Origin of the sequence: Streptomyces katrae, assembly GCF_002028425.1 — a bacterium.
GTDB classification, from domain to species: domain Bacteria; phylum Actinomycetota; class Actinomycetes; order Streptomycetales; family Streptomycetaceae; genus Streptomyces; species Streptomyces katrae_A.
In genome coordinates, this window is the sequence record NZ_CP020042.1 from 4,428,495 (window position 1) to 4,444,472 (window position 15,978).

18 protein-coding genes are annotated in these 15,978 nt (G+C 70.1%); 10 read left to right on the forward strand and 8 right to left on the reverse strand.

The features are described from left to right. The first annotated feature begins 295 nt into the window (after positions 1-295). The 4 genes from B4U46_RS20245 to B4U46_RS20255 all read left to right on the forward strand — a co-directional run bounded on the left by B4U46_RS20245 (position 296) and on the right by B4U46_RS20255 (position 3,683). Positions 296-757, forward strand: a complete 462-nt coding sequence (locus tag B4U46_RS20245) for an ATP-binding protein (protein WP_079429149.1) — start codon at positions 296-298, stop codon at positions 755-757. A gap of 482 nt (positions 758-1,239) precedes the next feature. Beyond that, on the forward strand, positions 1,240-1,314 hold the full coding sequence (locus tag B4U46_RS40650; protein ID WP_350325497.1) for a tryptorubin family RiPP precursor: 75 nt from the start codon (positions 1,240-1,242) through the stop codon (positions 1,312-1,314). Between the two features lie 64 nt (positions 1,315-1,378). Then, complete coding sequence (locus B4U46_RS20250; protein ID WP_079429150.1) at positions 1,379-2,440, forward strand: cytochrome P450; 1,062 nt, start codon at positions 1,379-1,381, stop codon at positions 2,438-2,440. Next, positions 2,430-3,683 carry a cytochrome P450 family protein gene (locus B4U46_RS20255; protein ID WP_079429151.1) on the forward strand — a complete coding sequence of 418 codons (1,254 nt, stop codon included), beginning with the start codon at positions 2,430-2,432 and terminating at the stop codon, positions 3,681-3,683. The genes B4U46_RS20250 and B4U46_RS20255 overlap by 11 nt, the downstream gene beginning before the upstream one ends. Positions 3,684-3,769: 86 nt before the next feature. Here B4U46_RS20255 and B4U46_RS20260 read toward each other — a convergent pair whose 3' ends face one another. Further along, the gene (locus tag B4U46_RS20260) at positions 3,770-4,417 is read right to left on the reverse strand and encodes a TetR/AcrR family transcriptional regulator C-terminal domain-containing protein (RefSeq protein ID WP_107438291.1); all 648 of its coding nucleotides are present in this window, start codon (positions 4,415-4,417) and stop codon (positions 3,770-3,772) included. Positions 4,418-4,502: 85 nt separating this feature from the next. On the opposite strand from B4U46_RS20260, the gene B4U46_RS20265 reads away from it, so the two are divergent. Together B4U46_RS20265 and B4U46_RS20270 are read left to right on the forward strand one after the other, a co-directional pair. After that, positions 4,503-5,948, forward strand: a complete 1,446-nt coding sequence (locus B4U46_RS20265; RefSeq protein WP_420543163.1) for an FAD-dependent monooxygenase — start codon at positions 4,503-4,505, stop codon at positions 5,946-5,948. Positions 5,949-6,237: 289 nt separating this feature from the next. Further along, positions 6,238-6,792, forward strand: a complete 555-nt coding sequence (locus B4U46_RS20270) for a MepB family protein (protein WP_079429153.1) — start codon at positions 6,238-6,240, stop codon at positions 6,790-6,792. An 18-nt stretch (positions 6,793-6,810) separates the two neighbouring features. On the opposite strand, the gene B4U46_RS20275 is transcribed toward B4U46_RS20270, so the two are convergent. Further along, the gene (locus tag B4U46_RS20275) at positions 6,811-7,470 is read right to left on the reverse strand and encodes a dihydrofolate reductase family protein (protein WP_079429154.1); all 660 of its coding nucleotides are present in this window, start codon (positions 7,468-7,470) and stop codon (positions 6,811-6,813) included. Positions 7,471-7,770: 300 nt separating this feature from the next. On the opposite strand from B4U46_RS20275, the gene B4U46_RS20280 reads away from it, so the two are divergent. The 4 genes from B4U46_RS20280 to B4U46_RS20295 all read left to right on the forward strand — a co-directional run bounded on the left by B4U46_RS20280 (position 7,771) and on the right by B4U46_RS20295 (position 10,733). Beyond that, positions 7,771-8,640, forward strand: a complete 870-nt coding sequence (locus tag B4U46_RS20280) for an FkbM family methyltransferase (protein ID WP_079431879.1) — start codon at positions 7,771-7,773, stop codon at positions 8,638-8,640. 290 nt (positions 8,641-8,930) lie between these two features. Further along, positions 8,931-9,557 carry a dihydrofolate reductase family protein gene (locus tag B4U46_RS20285; RefSeq protein ID WP_079429155.1) on the forward strand — a complete coding sequence of 209 codons (627 nt, stop codon included), beginning with the start codon at positions 8,931-8,933 and terminating at the stop codon, positions 9,555-9,557. 201 nt (positions 9,558-9,758) lie between these two features. Then, positions 9,759-10,406, forward strand: coding sequence for a hypothetical protein (locus B4U46_RS20290; protein ID WP_079429156.1), 648 nt, complete (start codon positions 9,759-9,761; stop codon positions 10,404-10,406). A 150-nt stretch (positions 10,407-10,556) separates the two neighbouring features. Then, a complete protein-coding gene (locus B4U46_RS20295; RefSeq protein WP_159402104.1) occupies positions 10,557-10,733 on the forward strand; it encodes a hypothetical protein in 177 nt (58 codons plus the stop codon). 104 nt (positions 10,734-10,837) lie between these two features. Here B4U46_RS20295 and B4U46_RS20300 read toward each other — a convergent pair whose 3' ends face one another. From B4U46_RS20300 to B4U46_RS20325, 6 genes are all read right to left on the reverse strand, one after another. Next, complete coding sequence (locus B4U46_RS20300) at positions 10,838-11,035, reverse strand: DUF397 domain-containing protein (protein ID WP_079429158.1); 198 nt, start codon at positions 11,033-11,035, stop codon at positions 10,838-10,840. A gap of 375 nt (positions 11,036-11,410) precedes the next feature. Further along, positions 11,411-11,851 carry a DUF4279 domain-containing protein gene (locus tag B4U46_RS20305; RefSeq protein WP_237293016.1) on the reverse strand — a complete coding sequence of 147 codons (441 nt, stop codon included), beginning with the start codon at positions 11,849-11,851 and terminating at the stop codon, positions 11,411-11,413. Beyond that, positions 11,848-13,710 carry a polymorphic toxin-type HINT domain-containing protein gene (locus B4U46_RS20310; protein WP_079429159.1) on the reverse strand — a complete coding sequence of 621 codons (1,863 nt, stop codon included), beginning with the start codon at positions 13,708-13,710 and terminating at the stop codon, positions 11,848-11,850. Before B4U46_RS20310 ends, B4U46_RS20305 begins: the two co-directional genes overlap by 4 nt. A 162-nt stretch (positions 13,711-13,872) precedes the next feature. Next, positions 13,873-14,559 (reverse strand): DUF397 domain-containing protein, encoded by a 687-nt coding sequence (locus B4U46_RS40360; RefSeq protein WP_311736915.1) that lies wholly within the window; start codon positions 14,557-14,559, stop codon positions 13,873-13,875. Positions 14,560-14,842: 283 nt separating this feature from the next. Continuing rightward, positions 14,843-15,031, reverse strand: coding sequence for a DUF397 domain-containing protein (locus B4U46_RS20320; protein ID WP_167747651.1), 189 nt, complete (start codon positions 15,029-15,031; stop codon positions 14,843-14,845). Positions 15,032-15,044: 13 nt separating this feature from the next. Beyond that, positions 15,045-15,896 (reverse strand): Scr1 family TA system antitoxin-like transcriptional regulator, encoded by an 852-nt coding sequence (locus tag B4U46_RS20325; RefSeq protein WP_079429161.1) that lies wholly within the window; start codon positions 15,894-15,896, stop codon positions 15,045-15,047. Between the last annotated feature and the right edge of the window lie 82 nt (positions 15,897-15,978).

The window sequence follows — 15,978 nt, forward strand, 5'->3', positions numbered from 1 at the left end:
GGGACGGTGCGGGACTCATGTCCGATTACGGAGAGTTGATATCGGTTTGTGTCCTTCGCCCGCCCCGATCCGGCCCGGAGGCGGGGGTGTGCTCCGGTACGCTCCCACGATGCGAGTGGTTGAGCGGCGCGAGCGCCGCACAGTATGCACCACGCCTACTCCTTCGCGCTGGAATATGCCCGAAGCGCTTGTTGTGGTGACTGTACGTCAACCATGCTGCTCGGCAAGGGGACCACACTCGGTGATCCCGTCCTGTCGCGAGGCGAAGTGTCCGCCGGTTCGGATGGTGTGAGCGGTGCAGGTGCTTCAGGTACAGCTGGAGGTAGGACCCGACCCCGCCGAGGTCGGGCGGGCGCGCCGGTGGGCGCGGTCCCGGCTGGCGGGGTCCGGCATAGGGGACGACGAACCGCTCGCCGAGACGCTGATCCTGCTGATCTCCGAGCTGGTCACCAACGCGGTCGTGCACACGGGCTGTCCGGCCGTGCTGCGGATGCTCCTCGGGGGCCCGGGCGTACGGGTGGAGGTCGCCGACGCGAGCGACCGCGCCCCGGCCCGCCGGCAGGCCGCCGGGGACGACACGGGCGGGCGCGGGCTGGAGCTCGTGGACGGGCTCGCGGACCGGTGGGGCTGGCAGCGCGAGGGTGCGGGCAAGCGCATCTGGTGCGAGATCGACCGGGCGGGCGCGGAGCCGGCGCCGGTGCAGCCGGTGCCCCTGAAAAAAGTACTGCTGAAGCGGGAACCGCGCGTGTACCTCTAATGAGGTGTTGACGGTTCGTCACCTGTTGATCACCCTGGTGTTGAGCGATTCGTCGCGAGGGGACGCCAAGGGTCCTGTGCCTTGACGAGTGCGGGTCGTGGGGTGGCGGCTGCCGTGCCGCGCTCGGGGCGTGCATGCCGCACGCCGCCACCCGCAGGTCCTTCGCCCGCGCGCGATACGCCTGCCCGCGCGCGATGCGCCTGCACGCGATGCCCGCGCGCGCGTCCTACGCGATGGGGAGGTCCCCCCGGGGTCGTTCCGGTGCGATACGGCGGGAACAAAGCCATGGCTGGCCGGAATTCGCGGGCCGGATTGGTAGGAGCGTACATAAAGACGTGGGGCCCGTTGTCTCCTGGGAAGACGGCTGCCTACGGTGGCGGCGCATTCTCCAGCGGGGCGCCGCCGGTGTACCTCCGGCAGTGTTCCGTGACCCTTAATTACGGCCACAAGCCATCCATGGGAGAGGGGGTACGGCGATGAAGATGCTTTTCGCCATCCGTAATGCCGTTTCCGGTCAGAAGAGCCTCAAGAAGAGCGCCTGGTACTTCTGGTACTAGACCGGCAGAGCCGCCCCGGCCGCTCGTCGGCCGGGGCGACACCGACGGCCCATCGGAGCCCCGTATGCCCCTCTCCTCCCTCCCGGCCACGCGGACCACGCTGTTCGCGCCCCGGCTCGCCGCCCTGCTGCGCGAGCACACCGGCAAGGACGCCTTCCGTCTGGAACCCGACACCATGGGCGTCGCCGGCCACGCCCTGGCCGACCGGATCCTCGCCGCCCGCCGGGCCACCGAGACGGAGCGGCCCACCTTCAAACCGCTGCACGGCCGGTCGATCGGCCGCACCGAGGCGGCCTCCGTGATGCGGGTCATCGGGCGGGACGTCAGGGAAGCCCTGGAAGGCCCCGTGCCGAAGGACGTGGACCTCACCGGCCCGTGGCCGCTCACCGGGCACCTTTTCCTGAGGGACCTCATTCTCGGCGGCGATCCGCGCCGGCTGCGCATTCTGATGAGCCGGAACCTCGAGCTGACCCCGAAACTCACCTGGTCGGTGATAGCCGCGGGTGCGGCCTTTCCCTGGCGGAAAAGGCCCGGGGCGATATCGAGCGGAATTGCCGGACTGCTGGCGGAAGCGGACGGCTACCACGACCGGCGCCACGCGATGGGCATCTACCGGAGGGCGGCCGCGCCCGTCTGCTTCACCGTCTCCACCCTCGTCGCGAACGCCCTCTGGCTGGGCTCGCCCTTCGACGGCGACACCTCCAACCGGAACATCCTCCACGAGGCCGCCCGGCTGCTGCCCCCGTCCTGGAACATCCTGCGCTACGCCTCGCCCGAGTACGGGGCCCTCGACGCGCGCATCGGTGCCGGTGACGACGTACTCGTCCTGCCCCTGCTGTCCCACCGCGACCCCGCGCTGTGGGAGGACCCCGACGTGTTCCTGCCCGGACGGTGGGACCACCTCGACCCCGAGACCGCCCCGGGCTACCTGCCCTTCGGGCACTCCTCCGAGCGGTGCTGGGGGCGGCACATGGTCATGCCGCTCGCCGAACTGCTGCTGGACCTGATCCGCGGCGCCGGGCTGGAGGTCGACCCCGCCCAGCGGAAGGCGAAGGTGCCGCTGGTCGGGCTGCTCGGGGTGGAGGACGTACGGGTGGTCAGGGCGGGGGCACGGCATGGCCACTGAGGAGGTGCCCGTCTCCTTCTTCGACGACCCCCACCCCGCCTGCCGGCGCTGGCGGGAGCTGGAGGGCGGGGCGCACCGGGTGCGGATCCTCGGCGAGGCCCCGCTGGAAGGCTGGGTGGTCACCGGGCACGCCGCATGCCGGGCAGCCCTCGCCGACCCCCGGCTGAGCAAGAACGCCGCGACCGAGGCCTTCGACCGCCGCGACGGCTCCGAGGAGGGTCCGGGCCCGGGCCGGGCGCTGACCGCGCACATGCTCAACTCCGACCCGCCCGCCCACACCCGGCTGCGCAGACTGGTCCAGCAGGCCTTCACGGCGCGCCGGGTGGCGGCCCTGCGTCCGGTGATCGAAGGCCACGTGAACCGCCTGCTGGACGCCCTGGAAGTCCCGGCGTCCCGCGCCGGGGCCCCCGTCGCCACCCGCGCGCCCGTCATCGACCTGGTCCGGGACTTCACCGTCCCGCTGCCCCTCGCCGTCGTCTTCGACCTGCTCGGCGCCTCCGAGGGGGCCGGGCACATCCTCAAGGCCTGGGCCGCCACCCTCAACGGCGAGGAGGGCGACGGCGAGGTCTCCGTCACCACCGCCGAGGCCCTGGTGGGCCACATCCGCTCCCTCATCGCCCACAAACGCGCCCGCCCCGGCGACGACCTCCTGACCGCCCTGATCGCGGCCCGCGACGCGGGCGACCGGCTCGGCGAGCAGGAGATCACCTCCATGGGCTTCCTCCTGGTGGCGGCCGGCCACCAGACCACCGCCAACCTGATCTCCAACGGCGTCCACGCCCTCCTCACCCACCCCCGCGAAATGGCCGCACTCCGCGCCGACCCCTCGCGCACGGGCGCCTTCATCGAGGAAGTCCTGCGCCACGAAAGCCCGTTCTCCATCGCGACGATGCGCTACGCCACCGAGCCGGTGACCATAGGCGGCACGGTGATCCCCGCCGGGGACTTCGTGCAGATCGCCCTGCTGTCCGCCAACCGCGACCCCGCCGCCTTCCCCGACCCGGACCGCTTCGACCCGGACCGCTTCGACCCGTCGCGCCCGGCGACGGGCCATCTGGCCTTCGGCCACGGCATCCACCACTGCCTCGGCGCCCCCCTGGCCCGCCTCCAGGCCGAAATCGCCTTCACCGCCCTCCTCACCCGCCACCCGAACCTGCGCCTGGCCACCCCGGCCGCCCGCCCCCTGTGGTGGCGCAACCCCCGCCACCGGGGCCTGCGGACCCTGCCGGTGCTGCTGGGCTGACTTCAGGGGGCACTTCCGCCAGTACCGGGGTGTCCAACGTCAGGGCCAGGACGGTCGCGAGTGCCTTGGGGGTGGGGGGTGTCCGTTCACCGCCCGTACCGGCTCGCGATGCCCGCCACGACCAGGGCCAGGCCCTCCTCGAAGCCCTCGTCGTAGTTCTGGAAGAGGTCCGCCCCGGCTTCGGCGGCGAGGGGGAACTCGGCCAGCCGGGCGGCGCGTTCGGTGACGTCGAAGCCTGCGCGGCGTTCGCCGGGGAGGGGTTCGACGCCCTGCTCTTCCGTGACGAAGCCGAGGGTGAAGAAGTACGCCGTGGTGGTGGCGCGGACGGCCTGGGGGAGGGAGAAGCCGGCTTCGGTGAGGGCGCGGAGGCTGTCCTCCATCCCGGCCGCGTGCTCGGTGCCGGTGAAGCGGGAGCCGCTGAACACCTTCGCGCCGTCGCGGTAGCGGAGCAGGGCGGCGCGCAGGCCGTGGTGGGCAGTCAGGAGGCGGTCCTGCCAGGAGAGGCCGGGGGAGGGCGGGGCGTCCGCTGCCATCCGGCGGTACATCTCCGTGGCCATCTCGTCCAGGAGTTCCTGCTTGTTCTTGAAGTGCCAGTAGAGGGCCGGCGCCTGGACGTCGAGCTCCTTGGCGATCGCGCGGAGGCTGAGGCCGTCGAGGCCGACCTCGTTGAGGAGCCGGAGGGAGGCCTCGACGGCCTGCTTCTTGTCCAGCTTCGGGGAGTTGCGAGGGGACACGCTTGACAGCTTAACACCGTTAAGGGCAGGCTCGGGGGTGTCGAACTTAACGCCGTTAAGGAAAGTGCGGGTGGGTGTGATGGGCATGGACGTACATCGGGACGTGGACGTGGACGTGGACGTGCTGGTCGTCGGGGCCGGTGCCGCAGGGCTCGCGCTCGGGGTCGACCTCGCGCGGCGGGGCGTACGGGCCCTCGTGGTCGAGCGAGACCGGCGGCTGTTCCCCGGCTCGCGCGGCAAGGGGATCCAGCCGCGGACGATGGAGGTCTTCGACGACCTCGGGGTCGGCGCCGCCGTCCGGGCGGCGGGCGGCCCGTACCCGGCCAGGATGATCTGGCGGGACGGCGAGCGGCTCGGCGAGCAGGCGATGTGGGACCCGACGGAGCCGGAGGAGGGCTCGCCGTACCACGAGCCCTGGATGGTGCCGCAGTGGCGCACCCAGGAAGTCCTCTTCACCCGCCTCGGCGAGCTGGGCGGACGGGTCGCCTTCGGCCGGGAGCTGGTCGGGATCACACAGGACGCGGAGGGGGTGACGGCCCGGTTCGCCGACGGCGCCCCCGTGCGGGCCCGGTACGCGGTCGCCGCCGACGGCGGGCGGTCCACGGTGCGGCGGCTGCTCGGGATCGGGATGACCGGCGAGACGGTCGACCCGAACCCGGTCCTGGTGGCCGACGTGCGCATCAGCGGACTCGACCGCGACCACTGGCACGTCTTCCCGCCCGCGGACGGCGAGGGCTTCCTCGCCGTGTGCCCGCTCGCCGGGACGGAGGACTTCCAGGTCACCGCCCAGATGCCGGCGGGCGGCCCGGCGGTCGACCTCTCCCTGGAGGGGCTGCGCGCGGTCGTGGCCGCGCGCTCGCACCTGGATCCGGGCGATGTGACGGAGGTCCGCTGGGCCTCCGACTTCCGGCCGCGGGCGGCGATGGCCGACCGGTTCCGGGAGGGGCGGGTCTTCCTCGTCGGGGACGCCGCGCACGTGCACTCGCCGGCGGGCGGGCAGGGGCTCAACACCAGCGTGCAGGACGCGTACAACCTGGGCTGGAAGCTGGCCGCCGTGTTGAGCGGCGCGGCGCCGGAGGTGCTGCTCGGCACGTACGAGGAGGAGCGGCTGCCCGTCGCCGCCGACATGCTCGGCCTGTCGACCCGGATCCACCGCGGCGAGGCCCGCCGCGGCGCGGCCACGCAGCAGCTCGGCCTCGGCTACCGGGGCTCCTCCCTGGCGGTGGAGACCCGCACGGCCCTGCCCGCCGAAGCCCTGCGGGCCGGTGACCGGGCCCCGGACGGGGTACGGGGCGGCCTCCGCCTCTTCGACGCGTACCGGGGTCCGCACTGGACCCTGCTGCTGGTCGGGGCCCAGGCCCCGGCGGAGCTGCCGGGCGCGCGGACGGTACGGATCCCGTCGTACGGGGCCTACGGCGACGGGGTGTTCCTGATCCGCCCGGACGGCTACGTGGGCTGGGCGGGGGAGCCGGGAGAGCCGGGAGAGCCGGGGAAGGGCCTGGCGGCGTACGCGGCCCGCGTCGGCCTCTAGGGAGTTGTCCGGCGGATCAGGGCCGGACCGGGACCCGGCGGGCCGGGGGCGTGCCGTCGGCGGGCACGCCAAGGCTGATGACGAGGGCCTCTCCTGTGTCGGCGAACGGTGCGGTGACCGTGCCGGTCCGCCGGTCCGGTCGCCGGCGGTCACGTACAGTGCGGTCGGCAGGGCGCCCAGGTCGTTCGTCACACAACGATCTCGGACGCCTTGTCTGCGTTCCCCCGCACACCATCAGCATGCGGATTGCCTCGACAAGTCCAAGCAACCACGACAGGGCGGCTGAACGATGACGAACCGCGGGCACTCATCCGATCCCCACCCCACACCGTGGTCGGACACCGTCCCGGCCCACCGGGATCTCGTTGCGGCGAGAGCACTCGTCTACGACCCCTGCGGGTTCACCTGCACGCAGCCCACCCCCGAAGCCGAGGGTGCCGCTTACGCCGCCCACGAGTTCACTCTCGACGGCCTCTCCATCCGGTTCCGCGCAGCCAAGACGACCCCCACCAAGGTGGGCCAGTTCGTCACCGTCTGGAAGAGGTCCCCGGCCGGGCCCATCCAGCCCTTCGACGCCGCGGACCCCGTCGACCTCTTTGTCATCAGCACCCGCGAGCATCACCACCTCGGCCAGTTCGTGTTTCCCATGGACGCCCTCCGCCGGCACGGGGTCGTATCAGCGGGCGGCCGTGGCGGGAAGCGGGCCTTCCGCGTCTACCCGCCCTGGGTGACCACCGCCAACCGCCAGGCCGGCAGTGCGCAGGCCTGGCAGCTGGACTACTTCCTGCACCTGCACCAGGACGGTCCTGTCGACCTGGCCCGCGCCAAGGAGCTCTACCGCTGAGCAAGCGGAACGACTCGTCTAGCGGCGCCAGAACAGGTGGTGGGTCACCCCGCTCGGGCTGTGGACCACGTCCATGTGGAAGCGGTCGAGGAGGTCGTCCGGGGAATCCCACAGGCGCAGGCCGGGGCCGCCGAGTTCCACCGGCGACACCGCCACGTGGAGCGTGTCGACCAGGTCGGCTTCGAGGAACTCGCGGACCGTGGTCACCCCGCCGCCCAGACGGACGTCCTTGCCCTGGGCCGCCTCGCGCGCCCGGGCCAGGGCGGTGGCCGGGTCGGCGTCGATGAAGTGGAATGTGGTGTCGGAGAGGGTGAGGGACGGGCGGGGGTGGTGGGTCATGACGAACACCGGGGTGTGGAAGGGGGGTTCGTCGCCCCACCAGCCCTGCCAGTCCGCGTGGTCCTCCCAGGGGCCCCGGTAGGGGCTGAACTTGTTGCGGCCCATGATCTCGGCGCCGATGTTGTTCTTGAAGTCCCGGGTGAAGTAGTCGTCCAGGCCGCGGCTGCCGCCGGGGTCGGTGCGGGTCGGCCAGCTCGCGGTGGCGCCGGCCCAGGAGAACAGCTCGGCCGGGTTCATGCCGTCGCCGAAGGGCTGTTCCAGGCGCTGGTTGTGGCCTGCGCCGTAGCCGTCGCGGGTGACGTTGAAGTTCTGGACCCGGAGGAGTTGCTGAGTGGGCATGGGGGTTGGGGCCTTTCCGGTCGTGGTGGCAGTGGCAGTGGCAGTGGTGGTCGTGGTGGTGCTGAGGGTGAGACTGCCGGGGCGGGCGGAACTCATCGGTGCGGGCCCGGACCGACGCGCGGACATGCCGCCTTCGGAGTAATGGCGGGGGCGGGGGCCGACTCCCGGCCGTACCGGCGGGTGTCCGAGGTGGTCGGCCTCGCCCCCCGGGGGGTGGCGCCTGAGCCGGGATCGGGTCCGGGTGCGCCAGGATGCTGCGCGGGGGGCCGTGCCAGTCCGCCACCCGGAGAGCGAGCGCCCATGACCGCCGACGCCACCACCCCGGCCCGCGCCGCTTCACCCCTGCTCGGTCTCCTCCCGCCCACCCGGCCGACCCACGTCCTCGACGTCGGCGCCAACCCGGTCGACGGGGACCCGCCCTACCGGGCGATGCTGGAGGCGGGCCTGTGCCGGGTGACGGGGTTCGAGCCCCAGCCGGAGGCACTGGCGGAGCTGCTGGCCCGCAAGGGTCCGTACGAGACGTACCTGCCCGACGCCCTCGGTGACGGCGCCGCGCACACCCTCTTCATCGCCGCGGCCTCCGGGATGACCAGCCTCTTCCGCCCCGATCCGCGGCGGCTCGGGCTGTTCAACGGGTTCGAGGAGTGGGGGCGGGTCGTGGCGGAGGTACCGGTGGTGACGCGGCGGCTGGACGAGGTCGACGGCGTCGAGCCCTTCGACCTGCTGAAGATCGACGTCCAGGGTGCGGAGCTGATGGTCTTCCAGGGCGGCAGGCGCAAGCTGGCGGAGGCCGTTGCCGTGCACACGGAGGTGTCCTTCGTCCCGCTGTACGAGGGGCAGCCGGTCTTCGGTGACGTGGACCGGGAACTGCGCGGCCAGGGCTTCGTCCCCCACGCCTTCGCCGCCGTCAAGCGGTGGCCGATCGCGCCCGTCGTCTTCGGCGGCGACTTCCGCCTGGCCCGCCACCAGCTGCTGGAGGCCGATGTCGTGTATGTGCGCGACTTCGGCCGCCCCGAGGAGATGACCGACGGCCAGCTGAGCCGGCTGGCCCTGCTCGCACACCACGTCTACGACTCCACCGACCTGGCCTACCACTGCCTGCGGCAGCTGACCGCGCGCGGCGTGGCCCGCCCCGGCGCGGCGAACGCGTACCTGGCGGCGCTGGGGTAGAGGGGGCGGGGCGGGCCGGGGCCCGCGGCTGGCATCGCCGCCCGCACCTCCACCGGCGCCCCAGTCATCGAACGCCGCGGAAGACCACCTTGATCGTTCTCGCGACGTGCACGAGGCTTGGAGGCGTGGAATCCGACCGGCGTGACCGACACGGCCCAGCCCCTCGCTCCACTGCCCGACGCCTCGCACGCCTGCTCGCAGCACAGTCCGACGGGAGCACCCGCCACCGCTTACCGGCGCGTCGGGGCCCTTCGCCCACTCCACCACCCGCCTCCCAGAACGGATGCTTCATGCGCAAGCTCACCTACTACGTGGCCACCACCCTCGACGGCTTCATAGCGGGACCGGACGGCGCGGACCCGACCGGCCCGCAGGGCTTCTGGCCCATCACGGAGGACTACGTACAGCACCTCGTGGCCGAGTACCCGGAGACCCTTCCCGTCCAGGCCCGGCAGGCACTGTCCGTCACGGCGGAGGGAACGCACTTCGACACCGTGCTGGAGGGGCGGCGCAGCTACGAGATCGGCCTGGCGGCCGGCATCACCGACGCCTACCCCCACCTGCGTCACGTGGTGTTCTCCCGGACCATGACCGAAAGCCCGGACCCGGCCGTCGAACTGGTCGCCGACGACCCGGTGGCGACCGTGCGCGAACTCAAGCAGCAGGACGGCAAGGGCATCTGGCTGGTCGGCGGCGCGGAGCTCGCGGGCGCCCTGTACTCCGAGATCGACACGCTGATCCTCAAGGTCGGCCCGCTGACCATCGGCGAGGGAATCCCGCTGTTCTCCCGGAAGGCCGTCTTCGACCCGTGCACCTGGACACTCGCGGACCACACGGTCCTCAAGAGCGGCGCGGTCTTCCTCACCTACACACGTGCCCCGGCCGTGAATAGAAAATGGATCTCGAGCGCTGAATGATCGTGTCCGCGGGACGGGGAGACCTCACGGACGAACAGGGGGCGGTGCTTGAGCCGTGATCCCCCTCACGAGTCCGCCTGCGGTCTTGTACCGGTTCCCCCCCGAGCGGGGGAACCGGGTGGAGGTCGGCCTCGCAGAGCCCGCCGACCTCGGCGGCAGCGCAACGAGTGGCCGTCGGATCGCCGATGGCAAGATCGGGCCATGGGATTGAACATGGTGGTCGGGGTCCTCGCCGGCGCCGAGGACGACGACTACACCGAGATGGTTCACGCTGACTTCGTCGCGATCGGCGAGCTACTGGAGCGTGCGGGAGCGCGACAGTGGACTGAGCCCGACCTCGATGAGGAGCAGGGCGCGGAGTTCGAGGCGTGGGGTTACTCGGGCCTGCACACCCTTCGCCGTCTCGCTGTCCACCTTGCAGCGGACGGGCGCCTGCCCGAGCCGTTGGACGGCAGCCGGCGGGCGACTGACGACCCGCTCCTGGGCAAGGTGTACGAGGCCCTCCCGAGTGGCCCTCCTGGACCGTTCGACCATCTGGTCCATCATTCGGACTGCGAGGGCTACTACGTCCCCGTCGACTTCGCCCAGGTCATCGTGGACAAAAAGGCGCGGGGAGGCTACCTGGGGTCATCGGTGCGTCTGCTGGAGGAAGCCCGTCGACTCGCTGAAGCGCTCGGTCTTCCGGAAGACCTCGATCCGCACTCCGAAGAGGTCTTCGAGGCCGCCGATGCCGAGGAACCGGCCACCGAGGGGTGGCGACGCTACGGCGTCGAGTCCTATGTATGCCTGCAACTCCTCCACGCTGCGAAACTCTCGATCTCAACCGGAGCGGCTATTGCCTTCACCTGAGAAGGCGTCGTCAAACGAACGAATGACGACAGGCCTGGGAGCTGGTGGAGAAGGTCCCCGTCGAAGGCGGAAGAGAAGCAGCCCTTGCCCGGGCCGGGAATGAGTCGGGCCTACACGTGGGGTGTTGCCCGAGAGAAGTCCGGCCGTCTCGTGTTCCGTACGTCCCCCACGAGCTGGCTCGTCGAGCAGACCAGGTCGCGCTGGTACGAGAAGGCCAGTCGTCCCACCACGCTCTCCGCTCACATGCGCATCTGCGTTGCCGAGCTGGTGATGCCGCGGGAGGCGGTCCCGGCCGATTTCCCCAAGGAGGGCTGGCTGCGCCGGTGACCGACACGGCCTGATCCGGAGAAAGACCTCCTCCGCGGCCTCATCGATCTGGATCGACGTGGCAGCCGTGACTTCGAGAACGACCACTGGTCACATCGTTGCGGTCAGGAGATGAGGTGGTCGAACTCGCCTGCCTTGACGCCCTCGATGAAGGCGGCGAGTTTGGCGGGGGTGGTGGTGACGATCTGCATCGGGTCGTCGCTTTCGCGGATCAGGATCTGGCCGTGGTGGGCGGCGGCTTCCAGGCAGTCGCCCGTGTCGGCGGACTTGGAGGACTTCTGCCAGGGGATGCGCGTGTCCATTCGGTGTCTCCTGTCATCCGCATCCGGCGGCGAGGCCTGACAGTTAGCGTGACGGCTGCGGCGGAGGTGGTGTGAGGCCGCCCCGGGGCTGGAGGGGCTGCGGGCGCCGTACGGAGAGCTCGCGGGGCGGGAGCCGGGGCAGTGGATCGCCGGGTTCAAGGAGTTCGCGGAGCTGGTGAGGGGCTGGGCCGAGGTGGTCCGGGAGGCGGATCGGCGGCGGTGGGGGGTGATCGGCCTGCCGGTCTGGTCACCCTGCGGCCTGTGAGGGCCGCCCCCGATGTGAGGGGAGCCCACCGGGCGACGCTGGTGGGCTCCCCTCATGGCCGCGTCCCGGGCCTGGCCGAGCGGGCGGTACGGCGGCCCGGCGGGTGGGCCCTACTGGCCTCCGAGATCCGTAGCGTCGCCGCATTCGTGGTAGATGTACTGATCGATGTCGAGAGAGGCGCGGGCCGCGCCGACCCACGCCATCAGGTCGGGACCGAGGAAGATGCCCTTCTGCTGGGGGTCTTCAAGGTCACGGATCTCCTGGACCAGGACCAGCGAGACGGCGGCCTCCCCGGAATCGACCAGCCGGCCCAGGCTGGCGGCAAGGTCCGGCCCCCACCCGAGCACCACGGGCTCCAAGTGCTCCGGCCTGGCCCCCGCCTCCGTCGAAGCGTGCCGGATCCAGGTCGACTGGGACCGCGGAGGCGACTGAGGACGCCGACGGCTTCCGATCGAGGTCGCCTCGTCGGGCTCCACCCCCAGCCTCTCCGAGACCTCCGCCGGCTGGAGGGACTCGCTGACCACCCTGAGATACATCCGGAACCCGCTCACGGCCGGAACCTGTAATTCGTCGGAACGAGGATCTTCCCGTCCTTGCTCATGAGCACGATCCTGCCATCCCCGTCGCGCACGGCGTCGAACCGCGACACGTTGTTCTTCCCGACCCAGTCGGCCTTGAAGCCGTGCGGATCCTCACCGAGCCCCTCAAGAGCATTCTCGAGTTGCTTCTCCCTGAGCTTGACCAACGATCCGCGGTCGATGGCCGACGCATCCGGGATGTCCCCGGGGATGAAGTCACACGACGCGTTGTGGACCAGCACGGGCGTGCTGCCCGCCAGCACGTAGTAGGTGTGGAGGTCATTGACGGTCAGGTTGTAGGCAGGTTGTAGGCCCTTCCAGCGTGTGACCGTGGCGATCTCGACAGTGCTGCCATCGGCAGTGCGGAGGGTGTCGCCGACGTTGAGGTCGCCCGCATCGGTCCACTGCTTGGATTTCGTCGACCAGAAGGGGTGGTGAGCGGTGGCGGTCAGCGATCCTCGCCCTGCCCCAGGGCCGAGAGTGATGCGGGTGAAGTCCCGGTCGTCGGGAGTGTAGATGGTGGAGTCGACGCGGCGCGGTCCGGTCGCACCTGTCGCGGGATCGGTGGCGAGGACGGCGTCACCGATCTTGATCTGCTGGATGGGGGCAGCCGTGCCGTCACCCCTCAGCACGAGGGTCCCGGCGGGGAAGCTGTTCGTCTTGCACGGGACCTTGCGCCCCCGACGGGCCGCGCGGATGTCCTCGGGGACGAGCTTGCCGCCGTACTTGAGCCACTTCAGCACCACGGTCGCGCCGAGGGCGCGGTCTACGGGACTCAGGTGTTCACCAGTCACCATGTCCTTGCCGGTGAGAGCGTCGATGACCCCCTTGCCGTCGCTGATGCCGGGGAGGAGATCGAGGAGCATCCCCATCCTGCGGTCCTGCTCGTCCTGTGCAGCGGCCTGCTCGGGCGTCTTCGCGGCCCCGATGCTCTCACCCACGTGAGAGAAGTCGAAGTCGAACTTGAGGTCTGGCACGAGGATGCTGTCCGCAGCCTTGTTGAAGTCGGCTACGGAGGTGTTGACCTGCCCCAGGCCCTCGTTCATCTGGCCCACGCCCGCGTTGAGCTGGTCCATACCCCGATTGGCCTGATCCAGCCCCTTGTTGATGCCGTCGATGCTCTCGTTGACGACGACCATGGTGTCGTTCATCTCGTCGAGCGCCTCGTTCATCTGAGCGAGGCCGGCGTTGATCTGATCGACGGCCTTGCCCAACTCCTTGAGATCAGCCCATATGTCCCAGGACGGACCGCCCTTGGGCGGCTCGATGGGCTTCTCCTTCTCCTTCGGGAAATAGTCTCCGGCGATGACGGTGAAGGCGGCGAGGAGTTCGGGAGACAGGTCTCCGGTTACGTCGAGCATCCGCGACACCGCGATCATGTCGGCCCGGATCTTGTCCAGATTCGGCCTGGCTGCCTTGTACGTCGTGGCGACCTGCCGGAATATCTCGCGCCGCCTCTCGGGGTCGGCGTTCTCATGGTTCGCCTCGTCCAGCAGGGGCTTCAGCTGGTCGACGAGCGCTCCGAGCTCCTTCTTCACCCCGGTGAAGGCGGCCCCGTTGTCCTTCATCGCCGGCATGGAAACGTACAGGAAGAGGCCTACGGCCAGGGCAATCTCGGCCGACCGGAGGGCGAAGTCCTTGCGGCACTGCGGTCGCTGAAGCAGCGGCTTCTGCCTGCACTTCGAGTACTGCTCCACCTTGGCGGCGATCTCCAGGAGCGTGGGCTCACGCTCAGGAGGCCCAGCCGCCGCAGCCGTTCCCACGCCCGAGCCGATGGCCAGACATAGGACGGTGAAAAAGGTGACGATCTTCTGCGATAGACGCTGGTTCATGCATTCCTAACAGCGCGCGTCGAGCAGGACGCGCGTTCCCTGGATGGCAGGGCCACCCTCTTGTTACTCGCGCGTAGCGCGTGGTCGCCGGGCAACTTAGTCCGTTACCGAGGGTCGCCGTCGTTCTCGCTTGGCTACTTTCGGCCAAGGACGGGTGCTGTTTCAGGGGATGAGGTGGTCGAACTCGCCTGCCTTGACGCCCTCGATGAAGGCGGCGAGTTTGGCGGGGGTGGTGGTGACGATCTGCGTCGGGTCGTCGCTTTCGCGTAGAACGATGCGGCCGTCCTTGCGGCCGAGCTCGATGCAGTTCTCGCCGTTGGCCCCGGAGAAGGAGGACTTCTGCCAGGCGATGGATTCGTCCATTCCGCCTTCTCCTGTCGTCCGGTTCGGTGGCAGGTGGGTACTGCTAAGCGTGGCGCCGATATGCCTCGTGTGCGAGAGCCTTGTCGGCCACCTGGAAGTCAAGGCGGCGCAGGCCGTGGGATGGGTGCGGGTGAGGGAGAGGTAGTCGACCGGGCGGACGCGCCATTCGGGGCGGAGGCCGTCGCGGAGGACGATGCTGAAGCCGGCGGTTTCGCGGCGGTGGAGGGCGGCGAGGGCCTGGATGCGGCCGCCGCCGTCGGCCCAGGCGAGGGCCCGGTCCACCTCCGTGGGGGAGAGGGCGAAGGGGTGGGCGGTGCGGATCTGGAGCCGGATCAGGCGGATCGCCTCCTCGGGGGTGTCCAGCATGGTGCGGTCGAGGAGTTCGGGGGGACCGTCGTAGGCGTCGTGGTGGCACAGGGCCTCGAACCAGTAGCCGGTCCGGATCGCCACCGTGTGGTCCTGGGGGGTGGGCGTGGCCGTGGTCATGTGCCGGTCTCCTGCCGTCGCGGAGAGTTGCCCCCTCCAGGCTGTGACGAGCAGCGGGGAGGGGGCAACCGGTGACTCTCCCGAACTGGCGCAGAGCAAGGGAGAGTTATGCCGCCACAGGCCGACCCGGGCGGCGTGATGTGACGCTAGCGCGCGCTGCGGACCCGTATCAACTGTTTGACGTCGTACGGGTGATACGGCATATGCCAACCCGTTGTACGGGGCCGCTATGGGGTCCGGCCTCCTGCCCGTGGAGGGCAGGAGGCCGGGGAAGGTGTCGGGCTCAGGCGAGGTCGTCAAACTCGCCTGCGGCGGCTCCGTCGATGAACGCCCTGAGCTTGGCTCGGGAGGTCCGGATGATCACGGCCGGGTTGTCGCTCTCGCGGATAAGGACCTCGCCGTCCTGTATCGCGACCTCCAGGCAGTTGCCCGTATCGGCGGACCTGGAGGACTTGCGCCAGATGATTTCCACTGTTTTCACGCCTTCACAGTTGTTGCGCCATCTCGCGGATGAAATCGCGAGACCGTTCAGGGGTGTACGACCGCTGCTCCGTCCGATCGAGCACCGCCCGATAGTTGGCGAGCCGAGTCTCGGCGTCGAGCAGCACGGAGCCCGTCGGAATGTCGGTCTGGACGGTGTCCAGCTGGGGCACCGGGCCGTACGCATACAGAGTCGGACCCCCAGCGTTGGGGAAGCCTCCGGCTTCGAAGGGGATCACACGGACGGTGACGTTCTCCCGCTCGGACTGGTCAAGTAGGTACTTGAGCTGGTGAGAGGTCACGTGGCGGCCGCCGAAGTTCATTCGCAGGCCGGCTTCGTGGATCAGGAAACTGCAGCTGAGCGTGTCTTTACGGTCGAGTACGTCACGGCGTCGCATGCGGAGTGAAAGGTGGCGTCGCAGGTCCGTCGGCGTCATTGGAGGAACTGCTTCCTCGAACACGGCGCGAGCGTAGTCCTCAGTCTGTAGCAGCCCGGGCATGTGCATGATCTGCACGCTGCGGAGTGCCTGGGCGTGGTGCTCCAGTTCGCACAGGTCGAGCAAGCTGGCCGGGAGTTCGTCGCGGTAGTCGTCCCACCACCCCCGGCCGCGCTCGTCGGCCATGGCTGCGAGGGCTTCCACGTACTCCAGGTCGGGGCAGCCGTAGTGCCTCGCCCAGGTACGCACGCGCTCGCTACTGACGCCGAAGCGGCCGCTTTCGACGTTGCTCATGTTGGTCCGGTCGGTACTCAGTCGGGATGCGGCGTCGGTCATCGAGATGCCGGCGTGTTCCCGGATCTTGCGGAGCTCGCTACCCAGTCGGCGCTGCCGAGCGGTTGGAGCTTTCCTTGGCGGCATCGGCGCCCCCTCCTGTCGGCTCTCATCTTGGCCTCTGGTCGGGATCAGGGTCCACCTGTCGCCTACGTATTACTGACTTCGT